This is a genomic window from Microcystis sp. BLCC-F209 (assembly GCF_041928595.1).
GTDB lineage: Bacteria > Cyanobacteriota > Cyanobacteriia > Cyanobacteriales > Microcystaceae > Microcystis.
In genome coordinates this window covers 1-13,436 of record NZ_JBHFLL010000014.1, presented here as the reverse complement: position 1 = coordinate 13,436, position 13,436 = coordinate 1, and the positions used below count along the sequence as shown (strand labels likewise).

10 protein-coding genes and 1 pseudogene are annotated in these 13,436 nt (G+C 46.0%); 6 read left to right on the top strand and 5 right to left on the bottom strand.

Annotated elements, in window-relative coordinates; all coding sequences use genetic code 11:
• Positions 1-255 precede the first annotated feature (255 nt).
• Complete coding sequence (locus tag ACE1AQ_RS00645) at positions 256-2,481, bottom strand: glycosyltransferase (RefSeq protein ID WP_110545972.1); 2,226 nt, start codon at positions 2,479-2,481, stop codon at positions 256-258.
• Between the two features lie 186 nt (positions 2,482-2,667).
• On the opposite strand from ACE1AQ_RS00645, the gene ACE1AQ_RS00640 reads away from it, so the two are divergent.
• A complete protein-coding gene (locus tag ACE1AQ_RS00640; RefSeq protein ID WP_002769951.1) occupies positions 2,668-2,850 on the top strand; it encodes a hypothetical protein in 183 nt (60 codons plus the stop codon).
• On the opposite strand, the gene ACE1AQ_RS00635 is transcribed toward ACE1AQ_RS00640, so the two are convergent.
• Complete coding sequence (locus tag ACE1AQ_RS00635; protein WP_110545973.1) at positions 2,843-3,382, bottom strand: NUDIX hydrolase; 540 nt, start codon at positions 3,380-3,382, stop codon at positions 2,843-2,845. The two genes, ACE1AQ_RS00640 and ACE1AQ_RS00635, sit on opposite strands and share 8 nt — an antisense overlap.
• A 120-nt stretch (positions 3,383-3,502) precedes the next feature.
• Here ACE1AQ_RS00635 and rpsN point away from each other — a divergent pair, with 120 nt between their 5' ends.
• On the top strand, positions 3,503-3,805 hold the full coding sequence (rpsN, locus tag ACE1AQ_RS00630; protein ID WP_002740009.1) for a 30S ribosomal protein S14: 303 nt from the start codon (positions 3,503-3,505) through the stop codon (positions 3,803-3,805).
• A 342-nt stretch (positions 3,806-4,147) separates the two neighbouring features.
• Here rpsN and ACE1AQ_RS00625 read toward each other — a convergent pair whose 3' ends face one another.
• Positions 4,148-6,301 (bottom strand): polyribonucleotide nucleotidyltransferase, encoded by a 2,154-nt coding sequence (locus ACE1AQ_RS00625; protein ID WP_008197497.1) that lies wholly within the window; start codon positions 6,299-6,301, stop codon positions 4,148-4,150.
• A gap of 599 nt (positions 6,302-6,900) precedes the next feature.
• Here ACE1AQ_RS00625 and prfA point away from each other — a divergent pair.
• The 4 genes and pseudogenes from prfA to ACE1AQ_RS00605 all read left to right on the top strand — a co-directional run bounded on the left by prfA (position 6,901) and on the right by ACE1AQ_RS00605 (position 11,372).
• Complete coding sequence (gene prfA / locus ACE1AQ_RS00620; RefSeq protein WP_008197495.1) at positions 6,901-8,001, top strand: peptide chain release factor 1; 1,101 nt, start codon at positions 6,901-6,903, stop codon at positions 7,999-8,001.
• 343 nt (positions 8,002-8,344) lie between these two features.
• Positions 8,345-9,586 carry a bifunctional ornithine acetyltransferase/N-acetylglutamate synthase gene (argJ, locus tag ACE1AQ_RS00615; RefSeq protein WP_002736235.1) on the top strand — a complete coding sequence of 414 codons (1,242 nt, stop codon included), beginning with the start codon at positions 8,345-8,347 and terminating at the stop codon, positions 9,584-9,586.
• A 48-nt stretch (positions 9,587-9,634) separates the two neighbouring features.
• Positions 9,635-9,837, top strand: a pseudogene (locus tag ACE1AQ_RS00610) (hypothetical protein).
• 290 nt (positions 9,838-10,127) lie between these two features.
• Complete coding sequence (locus ACE1AQ_RS00605; RefSeq protein ID WP_110545974.1) at positions 10,128-11,372, top strand: pentapeptide repeat-containing protein; 1,245 nt, start codon at positions 10,128-10,130, stop codon at positions 11,370-11,372.
• 276 nt (positions 11,373-11,648) lie between these two features.
• Here the strand turns inward: ACE1AQ_RS00605 and psbM are convergent, their stop codons facing one another.
• Together psbM and ACE1AQ_RS00595 are read right to left on the bottom strand one after the other, a co-directional pair.
• The gene (gene psbM, locus ACE1AQ_RS00600; RefSeq protein ID WP_002745897.1) at positions 11,649-11,756 is read right to left on the bottom strand and encodes a photosystem II reaction center protein PsbM; all 108 of its coding nucleotides are present in this window, start codon (positions 11,754-11,756) and stop codon (positions 11,649-11,651) included.
• Positions 11,757-11,942: 186 nt separating this feature from the next.
• Positions 11,943-13,061, bottom strand: coding sequence for a universal stress protein (locus tag ACE1AQ_RS00595; RefSeq protein ID WP_110545975.1), 1,119 nt, complete (start codon positions 13,059-13,061; stop codon positions 11,943-11,945).
• Positions 13,062-13,436 lie beyond the last annotated feature (375 nt).

The window sequence follows — 13,436 nt, the reverse complement described above, 5'->3', positions numbered from 1 at the left end:
TGATATCAGCGAGACTTGGAAACTATCTCATCAAATTAGTTCCCCCATAGAACCCCCTTGAGCCATCTGGCACACTTTTCTCTTTTTGTCAAATTTTATGTTAAGAAAGATGTGACTAATGGATAGCTTATCAAGGGGGGATCCCCCCGCCGATCGGCACCCCCCTGCTCCCGGGGGGCAGGGGGGATCGAACCGAACATCCATTTTTAATTGAATTATAACCAGCTACTGAAGTATTTTCGACTTTTGACTAAACTAAAGGGCTGTTTTTCGATTCAAAAATGCCCGCCAAATCAAGCCTATTCCCCGAAAAAAGCTGATAATTAACAACCAAAGTGATTGTAATTCTCCTGCCGTATTTTTCGGTTGCCAGCACTGGGGACGACAGAATAAAAAAGTAATTATCTTTCTCTGGTCTGATAGGCTAAGTGGCTGAAATTTAAGGGTCGCTTGCCAGATTTTTCCTCGTTTTTCTAGATTGACTAGATGGGCCGATAAGCACAAATATTCGCCTAAAATATCTAGGAGTAATTGTTCTGAGTAGATGGGTTCCTTCAGGTGAATTTCTGCTCCTATTTCCGAAAGTTTTTTCAGATTGCCCTGTATAATTATATCCGATTCTGTGATCAATTTAACAGGAGATTCCAGTGCTTGGTATTGAGTTTCTAGGGCGAGGGGAGCTTCCAATAAAGCCACTAAAGCAGTCATGATAATAACCACATTATATATAGCCAAAATCAAGCCAAAATTTAGGGGATTTTCTTGATAATTGTGATGGTGTAAATTAAAGAAAATACTAATTAAAGTAATGGTGAGAAAAAACAGCAATGGGTAGGATAAGTGCCAATTATATTGATAATTTTGGCGAGCAATTCCCTTCGGTGTCACCTGAAATCCTTTGTCAAAGGGTTTCCAAAGAATATGGAGAACTGTTAGGGCTGTAGGTATACAAATAATCATCGATAGTACCTCAGAAAAAATAATCGAGCGCGAGCGACAATTTAACCAGTGATAAGTGGCTAACTGCAGCATCATGTAGGGTAAAAATATATAGATTGTCTCATCGATAGTAATGTTCAAAGGTACGATATAACCAAAGGTATAAAGGAGAGGAATCAGCAGAGAAAATAAACGAGCTAAGGGAGAAAACCAAGATAAAAGTCCTTCTAAGTGTGCCAATCTTTGGGGTAGGGTTAGTCCCGCAATTTTTAGGGGATTAGCTTTGATAAAAAAGGCCTGTAAAGTTCCCCTTGCCCAGCGCAATCTTTGCCGCAAATAAGCTGATAAACTTTCGGCAGATAAACCAGTGCTGAGTTTTTCATTTAAGTAAATAACTTCATAACCTTGGGCAGAGATAGCAATTCCAGTAAAATAGTCTTCACTAATAGATTCTATATTAAAGTAGCCCACTTCTTCTAAGGCCTTTCTTCTGACAATAAAAGAAGTGCCAGCACAGACAGGACTACCCACCCCATCTTTAGCTGGTTGGATATGACGATAAAATAATTCTTCGTCGGGAGTAACGATATTTTCTAAACCTAAGTTATGGGCGATAGGATCGGCATTATAAAAGCTTTGGGGCGTTTGCACTAGGGCAATTTTGGGGTTTTGAAACCAGCCAACAGTTCTTTCTAGAAAGTTCCGACAAGGGATAAAATCCGCATCAAAAACTACCACTAATTCCCCTTGTGTTTGTCTGAGAGCATTGTTTAAATTACCTGCTTTAGCGTTTTTTCTATCCTCACGAGTCAGATAATGACAATTTAATTTTTCTGCCAATTGATGAATTTCTGACCTCTGGGTGTCATCGAGAATATAAATATTTTTATGGGGATAATTAAGGGCTTGACAACCGATAATAGTTCTTTTTAAGATGAAGGCTGGCTCATTATAGGTGGGAATCAGAATATCTACCGTCGGTAAATACTGTTTATCGATTACCCCTTGGCTATAAAAATCAGCTTCTTTGTGTCTATCCTTCGTGGTTAAGACTAAAACTAACTGAATCACGCTACTACTTAAAACCATCATCTCAAGGCCTAAAAGTAGTAAACTAAAAAAGCCATTAATAGGGGTGGAAAGATTTAAGGTTTCCAGAATCCTCCAGACTAGATAGCGCAGGGTGATAGCTAGGGTGATGGAAATAATAACTAATCTTGACCAAACTTGCGGACGCGGAGACAAGAAAATGATTAACTGCGTAAAAATTAGCAGGATAACCGTGGGTAATAATAATTGATAGCTATGAGCAACCGTGGGAACTTTAATCCAAGCAAATGGGTTAAAAAATTCTTCTACTAAGCCAAGTAGTAATCGATAAATATTGTCTTCCGGCCAACATAATGATAAACTGACCATCATTAACCCGCCGATCACTGCTAACATAATTAAGATAACTGATATTATCGCTAAAATCGGCTTGAATACGGAGGAATACACTGGTTTTTGAGGGAATGGAAAAATCGATTCTTGGTTAGACATGAATCCTCTTCTGATCAAATAAATCTAACTACATTTTACAATTCTTAACAAAAACCTGGGCATTTTTGGCAATGACAGGAGATCTCTCCACCAAAATGCTAAATTTTGTATCAAACCCAAGATGAAACTAGCCAGAAAAAGTCTGGAAATAGTATAATTCGGTTAACCGTGAGGAAAAATTAATCTATGATAGCCGTCAAAATCGCCGTTGTTAGCGCTCTCGTTTTAGTTGTGGTCAAATTCGTCGCCTCTGTTCTAGGCAAAGGCAATATACCCCTACTTAATCAGGCTGTCACTGTGATTTTAAGCCTTTTTATCGGTTTTGAGTTGATTCAACTAGGACAAGCGGTGATTGAAAAGATTAATTAAGGGCTAAACGGGCCAGATAGAAGCTAGTAATAGTTTTAGCATCGATCGATTCTCCCCGGGCGATCGCTGATTCCATTTCCTCAAAACTCATAAAAACCACTTCTATATCTTCATCGGCATCTTGAGCGGGGGGCAAGCTTAATTTTTCCAGATCCCGGGCCAAAAAAGCATAAATATACTCATCGGAATAACCCGGTGCCAGGGCAAATTTACCCAAAGATTGCCAATTATGCGCCCGATACCCCGCTTCTTCCTCTAATTCTCGTTTTACCGTCGTAGCAGGGTCTTCTCCTTCATCAATGGTTCCGGCGGGAAATTCCAGAATTCGAGCTTGCAAACTAAATCGATACTGACGTACTAAAACTAATTGACCTTCCTTGGTGATTGGAACTGCTAAAGCACCCCCCGGATGACGGACACATTCCCATTCTCCCTCGACACCGTTAGGTAAACGCAGTTTCGAGACTTCAAATTGAAAGACGCGACCCTGATAAAAAAGACGTGGTTGGAGAAATTGAGGCGGTTCAGACATAGAAAATTTGCAACTAGGACTTTAAGAATTAATATCAACAAATGTCACCTTTGTCACCGGTGTTTCAGGTTATAATGAAAAATGCTGTCTTTACAGGTTAAATCTTTTTCGAGAAACCCCATGGCAAAAAAATCAATGGTAGAACGCGAGAAAAAACGCGCTCGTCTCAGACAAAAATACGAAGCTAAAAGAGCGGAACTAAAAGAACAATTCCGCACCGCCGAAGATTTTGAAGAAAAACTGGCAATTCACCAAAAATTACAGGAATTACCCCGCAATAGCGCCCCCAGTCGTCACCGCAACCGTTGCTTAACGACCGGCAGACCGAGAGGATACTATCGCGATTTTGGTTTATCCCGCAACGTTTTACGCGAATGGGCCCACCAAGGTCTTTTACCCGGTGTGGTCAAGTCTAGCTGGTAGTCAGAAACAATATCTAGGGAAAATACCGGGATAGAGGCGTGGTTTTTGCGTCTCTATTGCCGTTTTTAGGTAGGGTTTGCGGCAAAAAGTACGGGCGAAGCATTCGGATAGAAAATCTACGGTTTCACCGATAGGTTATTGCCCGAATGCTTCGCCCCTACAGGACGCGATCGCCGCTCAAGATGCCAGGTTTTGAAGCACGATTCTCTCAAAATCTTGCACCTGTTTCGCCAGAAAAGCCACAAAACCCTTACCTTGCCTACATTTCACATTTATTCAGCAAGCCCTAAACAAAAACTCTTGATCGAGCGATCAAGAGTTAACCATGAACAAAAAATTCACCTAGACTACAGTAGCAGCCTTACGGGCAGCGGCGGCCTCATCGGGATGAATACCGAGACGGGTAAGATTGAGACGACCTTTACTGTCGATCTCCCGTACCTTAACTAACACCTCATCCCCGACGGCCACTTCATCCTCCACCTTACCGACGCGTCCCTCGGCCAATTGGGAAATATGGATCATTCCCTCTTTCCCCGGCAAAACTTCCACAAAAGCGCCGATTTGGATAATGCGAGTCACGCGACCGAGATAAACCTCACCCTCATTGAGTTTGCGGGTCATATTGTAGATCAGTCGTTTAGCTTTTTCGGCCTGTTCCCCATCGGTAGAGGAAATGGTGACAGTACCATCGTCATCGATATCGATTTTCGTGCCGGTCTGTTCAGTAATCCCTTTCACCGTCTTACCACCTGGCCCGATTACTAACCCGATCAGATCCGGATCGATCTTGATCGTCAATAACCGGGGTGCGTGGGGAGATAATTCCGTGCGGGGTTTTTCTAGGGTTGCTAACATCTTCTCGAGGATATGTTTGCGGGCCGGTAAAGCTTGTTCGATCGCCTTGGCCACCACTTCCATGCTTAAACCGGGGATTTTCATATCCATCTGAAGAGCGGTGATGCCGGAATCAGTGCCAGCCACCTTAAAGTCCATATCTCCCAGAAAATCCTCTATACCCTGAATATCGGTCAAAATCCGCACTTCTTCCCCTTCTTTAATTAAACCCATGGCCGCACCGCTAACGGGTTTTTTCAGGGGAACACCGGCATCCATCAGCGCCAGGGTAGAACCACACACGGAACCCATGGAGGTGGAACCATTAGAAGAGAGGACTTCCGACACCACCCGCAGCACATAGGGAAACTCCTCCTGGGGGGGTAGGACAGGCACGATCGCCCTTTCCGCTAAAGCACCGTGACCGATTTCTCGACGGCCGGGAGAGCGCATGGGACGGGTTTCACCGACGGAAAAGGGTGGAAAATTGTAGTGATGAAGATAGCGTTTTTCGTCTTCGGGATGGAGATCGTCCCCTAAATCCTGAGCATCCCCGGGGGTGCCAAGGGTGGCGATCGAAAGCACTTGGGTTAAACCGCGATTAAACAAACCGCTACCGTGAACCCGACGGGGTAAAACTCCCACCCGGCAAGAAATCGGGCGTACTTCGTCCAGTTTACGACCATCAACCCGCACCCCATCCTCGATAATTTGGGCGCGCATCAGTTTTTTGGTCAGATCCTTAAAGAGATTACCGATTAACTTGGGTTCTTCCAGCGTTGGAGCTTTTAAGGGATCTTCATCGGGGAGAGCGGTTATAGTTTCCTTGAGCCGATTTTCGATCGCCTCTAATTTCTCATCCCGTTCGGTTTTGCTGAGGGTAAACTGAGAGAGAATCTGTTTAATTTCCTCTTTAGCTTGTTCTTTCAGGAAATTCTGCACGGTTTCGTTTACTGCCGGTGCTTCCCGGGTGACGAGGGGAATACCCAACTGATCGATCAATTCCCGTTGAGCGGTGATCAGGTCGCGCACTGCTTCATAACCAAAATCGATCGCCTCAATAATATCCCGTTCTGGTAACTGATTGGCTCCCGCTTCGATCATCACTACCCCTTCGGGACTACCGGCCACCACTAGATCCAATTCTCCGTTATGGATTTCCTTGTAGGTGGGATTGATGATAAATTCATCCCCTAACAAACCGACGCGCACCGCTGCCATCGGTCCTTGGAAGGGAATACCTGCCAACAAAACCGCCACGGAAGCCCCAGTAACGGCCAAAACATCCGGGGGTACCTCCTCATCCATTGAGAGGGTCGTAGCGACCACCTGAATATCATCCCGCATCCAATTGGGGAAGAGGGGCCGCAGGGGGCGATCAATCAAACGACCGGTCAGAATTGCTTTTTCCGGGGGACGACCTTCACGACGCAAAAATCCTCCCGGGATGCGCCCGGCGGCGTATAATCTTTCTTCGTAATCAACGGTTAAGGGCAGGAAATCTACTCCTTCTCTGGCCTTGGCTGTGGTTGCTGTCACTAAAACTGCCGTTTCTCCCGATTGGATCAGAACGCTACCGCCAGCTTGGGGGGCTAAAAGCCCTATTTTTAGTCGAATATCCCTGCCATCAAAGGATATTGACTTATCAAACTCTTCCATGTAAAGCTATATTCCTTTCTTTCACTTTTCTCTGTGCTGTCGCCATCCTAGCATTTTTTGTCCCCCTTTCCGACAGGTTTAATATTCAGTGATCAGTGATCACTGATCAGTTATCAGTTATCAGTTATCAGTGATCAGTTATCGGTTATCAGCTTTTTTCTCCCTGCTTCCATCTCCCATCTCCCCACTTCCCCAATTTCCCACACCCCACTACCCCACTACCCCACACCCCAATTCCCCACTACCCCACTACCCCACTACCCCACTACCCCACACCCCAATTCCTGCTTTTAAACAGGATTTAAGATTACTTGCTCAAACCGGCCAAAAAATGATACTTTCAGATATAGGAATAATCTGGTTAAGAAAAAAAATGTCTTCCCTTGCCGCTTGCTGGCCTAAAAATATTTCTAAGTATTAGCAAAACTGACTGACTCTCAGCAGTTGAGCGGGATTTTTCCTAGCTCAAAGAACCCCAGACAAAGAAAATTAAGACAATTAAAAGGATTGCGTCTCTATTATCTGTCAGACGCTTCTAATCCAGTGAATTTGCGGGTTATCTTCAAATTAACCCCGTTTAACCCTATTTATTATCGATCATGGCTGAAAGTTATTTATTAAACAAACTGCAATCTGTAGAACAGACGTACAAAGAATTAACCCGTCGTCTAGCGGATCCCGATGTCACCAGTAATCCGGGTGAATTGCATCGTCTGGCCAAATCCCGCGCTTCCCTAGAGGAAACGGTCAACACTTACGAAATTTGGCAAAAAAGTCAAGAGGATTTAATCGGGGCGAAACAAATATTCAAAGAATCCGCCAGCGATCCCGAATTACGCGAAATCGCCGCCCTAGAAGTGGCAGAATTAGAGGCAAAAATCGCCACTTTGGAAGACCAATTAACAATTCTGCTGCTGCCCCGGGATCCCCTCGATGAAAAGAATATCATGCTGGAAATTCGCGCCGGGACTGGAGGTGATGAGGCCAGTATTTGGGCGGGGGATTTAGTTCGCTTGTACTCAAAATATGCCGAAACTCAAAAATGGAAAGTTAGCCTTTTGAGTGAATCTCCGGCGGATATGGGAGGATTTAAAGAGGCAATTTTAGAGATTAAAGGCGATAACGTCTATAGTAAGCTGAAATTTGAGGCAGGAGTCCATCGGGTGCAGCGGGTTCCTCTGACGGAAGCAAGTGGTCGCGTCCACACTTCCACCGCTACCGTGGCGATTATGCCAGAAGTGGACGATGTGGAAGTGCATATCGATCCCAAGGATATTGAGTTAACCACGGCTAGATCTGGGGGAGCAGGCGGTCAAAATGTCAATAAAGTGGAAACTGCGGTCGATTTAATCCATAAACCCACGGGAATCCGGGTTTTCTGCACCGAAGAGCGATCGCAATTGCAAAACCGGGAACGGGCCATGCAGATTCTCCGGGCGAAACTGTACGATATGAAGTTACAGGAACAACAGGAAGCGGTCAGTTCCATGCGACGCTCTCAGGTGGGAACCGGTTCCCGTTCGGAAAAAATTCGCACCTATAACTATAAGGATAATCGTCTCACCGATCATCGCTTAAATCAGAATTTTTCCCTCGAGCGCATTTTAGACGGCGATATCGAAGAGGTGATCCAATCCTGTATCGCCAGGGATCAACAGGGAAAACTGGCGGAATTAGCCGCTGCCCAAGAGACAGCTTAATTAGGACACAGGAGACTCCGAGACTCCTGGATTATTTTTATTTATGCTCCCCGCTCCCCTCTCCCCAACCCGCAACGGTCAAACCCCGTGCATGATTAATTTTTCGCAGTTCAAAATTGATTATTATTCATTAAACCTCTTGCATAATTAATTTTTGAGGATTCAAAAACGGCAAAAATAAGGATTAAATTGCCTAGAATCTGTGAATTATTCATTCTTAATTCTCCTGACTACTGACTACTGACTCCTGACTCCTCACCTAACCGAAGATTTTTGATTTTTACAACAGGTGTTTTTTACTTGCTATAATCGAGTGTCGAATTTGAGTAGGAGACGGGAGAAAATGGCCGATTGGCAGGAAATAGAGGGGGGGATCACGGCCCCAAAAGGATTTAAATCCGCAGGGATGGCCGCGGGGCTAAAACCGTCCGGTTTGCCCGATTTAGCCCTCATTGTCTCGGAAACAGAAGCGATCGCCGCAGGCGTCTTTACCACCAGTCAAGTGCGCGCCGCTTGCGTCGATTATTGCCGTCAACGCCTCCAAACTAAAGCCAGCGCCAGGGCGATTTTGTGTAATGCTGGCCAAGCAAACGCCGCCACGGGGGAAGCCGGATGGCAAGACGCTCTCGATAGTGCCGCCGCCTTGAGCCAAGTTTTAGGGATTCCCGCCGATGCAATTTTGCTGGCATCTACGGGAGTGATCGGGCAACGGATTCGCATGGATGCGTTAACCGCCGCTTTACCGACCTTAGCGGGTTTATTGTCGGAAAATGGTGGCGAAAGCACGGCCCGGGCGATTATGACCACGGATCTAGTCCCCAAATCGATCGCCTTGCAAACCACCATCGATGGTCGTCCGGTCACAATTGGGGGAATTGCCAAGGGATCGGGGATGATTCACCCGAATATGGCGACGATGCTCTCCTTTATCACCTGTGATGCCGCAGTATCGACGGTTCTCTGGCAAAGTATGTTAAGTCGGGCGGCTAATAAAAGTTTTAATCAGATTACGGTGGATGGGGACACCAGTACCAATGACAGTCTGATCGCCTTGGCTAATGGTCAATCGCGCACCACGGCGATCACAGAAATGGGCCGGGATGCCCAAAAGTTAGAGGCCATGTTAACGGAAGTTTGTCAATACTTGGCTAAAGCGATCGCCCGGGATGGGGAAGGGGCCACCTGTTTAATAGAAGTGCGGGTTTCGGGGGCGGCCGATGATCAGTCCGCTCGTCAGATTGCTCGCACCATTGCCGGCTCTTCCTTGGTAAAATCGGCGGTTTTCGGTCGAGATCCCAACTGGGGACGAATTGCGGCGGCCGCGGGCCGGGCCGGGGTTGTCTTCCATCAAGAAGACCTGCAAATCAAGTTAGGCGACTTCGTGATGATGGAAAATGGTCAACCTCTGGCGTTCGATCGAGCTAGTGCCAGTAATTACCTGAAAGCGGCAGCAAGCGGGGCTTATTTACGAGAAGATACCGTTTTAATGTCTATCTGTATCGGTAACGGTTCGGGAACAGGTACGGCCTGGGGTTGCGATCTTAGTTACGATTACGTCAAAATTAACGCCGAGTACACTACTTAGGGTTTGCTGAAAAAGCTTTTCCTAGGGGCAGGGTGTGGGGTGTGGGGTGTGGGGTGTGGGGTGTGGGGTTTTACCTATTTTCAGGACGTTCGGCGAAGCTCAGTCGAGTGGACGGTGAGCCTGTCGAACCGCCGTGGTCAGTTACCTAATTTTCAGGGAAAAAGTCCAGGGATTTTCCCCCCGATCCCCGCAACGGCTGGCACTTTTTGAGGGAAAAAAAGTCTAAAAGTCTGATCCAACAAGGTTTTTAGATTTATTCAGCAAGCCCTACTTAAAGCGATCGATTCTGTAAATAGGCTCTCTTGTCCTTGCTGGATTGTATCCCAACAGCTTGATCAAAGGTTGACGTTAGGCTCTAGTCTATACCGACAATCTCGATGATCGATCCCGTTGATCACACAGCAGCCAAGAGAGCCGATTACTCGATTAACAGATAAACTTTAATGGTTGGATTTTACTGAATTTCAACCAACCTCGAAAACAGTTTTGTCAGTCCCTCAGTTTCTTGGCAAAATCCATCTATTGGTGGGGAAAACGCTGCATGGTTCCGAAAAAATCACCACGAATTCCTTTAGAATTGCACCAGATCAAGGCTCACGAGTTTTATCAAAAACGGCTGGCATCGGGTAAAGAAGGCAATGAGATAGATGACTGGCAGCAAGCGAAAGAATATTTTAGCCAACATCCCAGAGCGATTCTTGCTTGGAATCTAAAGATGCCCTATCGCGGGGGAAAAAGGCTAATTAAAAGATTGTTGCTATCGCTCCAGTCTCTTGTCAGAGTTGCTTGGAAACTGCTAATCTTTCCCTTCTGGCTATTTCAGCAAATACCGGGGCTTTTTGCCAGTGAAGACAAAGACAGCCGCACCTTTGCCATTGATGTGGTCAAAACGATTATTTCTGCCCTGGGATTAATTGCTACCCTTTCGGCAGGAATCGGACTTTTTGTCAATTATCGCAATTCTCAAGCGGAAATGCGACTGACTCAGGAACGTCTGATTACCGAGTGCTTCTCGAAAGCTGTCGAGCAAATCGGTAATACTAAAGAGGAGGTGGTAATTGGCGGCATTTATTCCCTAGAGCGAATTGCCAAAGATTCTCCCAAGGATCAATGGACAATTATGGAAGTGCTGACTTCCTACATTCGTAAAAATTCCCCCATTCCCTCGAATATTGAACAACTGGAGCCAGCGGCAAGAGAGAAAGCCTTAGAAAAGCTCCCTTCCGTGAGTATTCCAGTTCAGGCCGCTTTAACGGTAATCGGCCGGCGTAAAGTTGAGAATGACCAAGCTGGGGATAATTTGGCTGGAACAACTGACTTTAATAAAACTAAATTTCTTGATTTAAGTCGGACAAATTTGAGGGAAGCCTACCTCAACGGAGCCTACCTCAACGGAGCCAACCTCGACGGAGCCAACCTCGACGGAGCCATCCTCTACGGAGCCATCCTCAACCGAGCCAACCTCAACCGAGCCAACCTCGACGGAGCCATCCTCTACGGAGCCAACCTCAACGAAGCCTACCTCGGGGGAGCTAACCTCGGAGCAGCTTACCTCGACGGAGCCTACCTCGACGGAGCCTACCTCTACGGAGCCGAGCATCTTTATCCAGAACAAATTAAATCGGCCTGCTTTTGGCAAGAAGCAATATACACGGAAGCCAACTGGGATGAAGATAAACAATTATGGGTGGCTGCGGACCGGGAAGCCAATCAACGAGAAATCGAGAAACTCAAAAGGGACAAAAACTCAGATCCGCGAAATCCGATCGATTGTAATACTAAATAGGGTCTGCTGAAAAAGTACGGGCGAAGCATTCGGATAGAAAATCTCCGGTTTCACCGATAGGTTATACTAAATCCGCTGAGTATAGGCTACATATCAGGAGAGGCACTTCTGCAAGGGGAGTGACTGTTAAATTATGACAGATGTATTGGCAGCTGCGTGTAAGCATCCCACCGAAAAACTAATGCGCGGGGGGTTTGGGGGCGGCGCCACGCCCCCAACGGGGGGTTTGGGGGGTAGAACCCCCCAAAAGCTTGGATTGAGAGATAAAAAAGGAATTTAACCCTCGGTTTCCTCTCTGGTTTGGATAAACAGAATCAAGAGGAAAACGGTGGGTACTAGGACGAATAGAATACTAGCGATAAAGCCGAGATTATTTACCTGCATGAGTTAACTCCCTTAAGTGACAACGGATTTGCATTAAAGATTAACTCCTAGAATATCATCCCAGAGGGCGTTGCTGATTTGAGAGGGGAAGTGGGAATTATGAATTATGAATTATGAATTATGAATTGGGAATTGGGAGGTGGGGAAGTGGGGAAGTGGGGAAGTGGGGGAGTGGGAGAAAGGTGGTTATCTTTTCACCCCCTTGGCTCGCGCGTCTTTAATTGGTACTTTTGGATCGGTGGCGATGATGTGAAGATCGATATTTTTCTGCCAGATCAGGCGCATGAGTTTTTGGGTGAAAGAACCTTTGATTAAATGCTTCCAGCGCGATTGAAGGCTCTCCCCGATCACAATCTGGGTGATTCGTTCGCGCTCGGCCACTTCGGCGATCGCTGCGGCCACCTGATAGCTTTTAATCCTTAAGAATTTCCCCTCGAATTCCCGACATAAACGTTCGCAGGTTTCGATATGTAAAGCCTCCTCTTTCGTGAGAAAGCGCTCGGGTTTATCGACGAAAATCACGAAAAATTCCGCGTTCATATACCCCGCTATCCGCGCTCCCCGACGTAATAATCGTAAAGAGTTGGGATAGGTGGAAATACAGACTAATACCCGTTCGTGAACGGGACAGGATTGACCGATAAATTTTGTTGAATTACTCGCTTCTTCTTCCACCGTATCGGCCACTTCGCGCAGGGCGAGTTCCCGGAGGGCGATTAAATTACGCCATTGAAAGAAATTATTTAAAGATGGTTGGATCTTTTCGGGAGCGTAGATTTTTCCCGCTAATAATCTTTCCTCTAGGGTTTCGGGAGTAACATCTACCACGATCACTTCATCAGCTTCCTCCAAAATTCGATCGGGTATTCGCTCCCGCACCACCACCCCAGTGATTCGGGCGACTAGATCGTTTAAACTCTCAATATGCTGGATATTCACGGTCGAGTAAACATCGATTCCCTGGGATAAAATTATCTCCACGTCCTGAAAGCGTTTCTCTCGCTCCGAACCGGGTGCATTCGTGTGGGCTAATTCATCGATCAGACACAGCTGCGGTGAGCGGGCGATAATCGCTTCTGTATCCATTTCCGAGAGAGTGACTCCCTCTTTCTCTAGGATTTTTCTCGGTACGATTTCCAATCCCTCGGCTTTTTCGGCGGTCTCTTTTCTGCCGTGGGTTTCAAGCAGTCCAATCACCACATCGGTTCCCTGCTTTCTCAGGCTATGCCCCTCCTCCAGCATCTTATAGGTTTTCCCGACCCCCGGGGCCATCCCGATGAAAATTTTATGTCTTCCCCGTCGCACAATTGTCTCCTTTTTGGCAACTTCCCCTATAGATTAATAGTTAGTAAAAGTATAGTCAAATATAGACAGACTGAATTCCATTTCAGAAATTCCCTTCACTTTTACTTCGAGAGATTGATTCTCCTTGGGTGAACTACGCATCTTTCTATCCCATAGCGGTTAAACGCATTTGGGAATGCTTTTCGTAAAATATTGTAGGAACCCATGACATCAGATTGGCAAAGAAATCCTCTATCTATAGTTACTAATTCTGTACGCAAATATTGCATCTAGAATTAGCTTTGTACGCTTTGACCCGTACTGGGTTAACTACGAACCTCTCTATCGGATTCCCGCTAAAGGCGGCCTCTCCGACTACCTTTCTTCCAATATTTA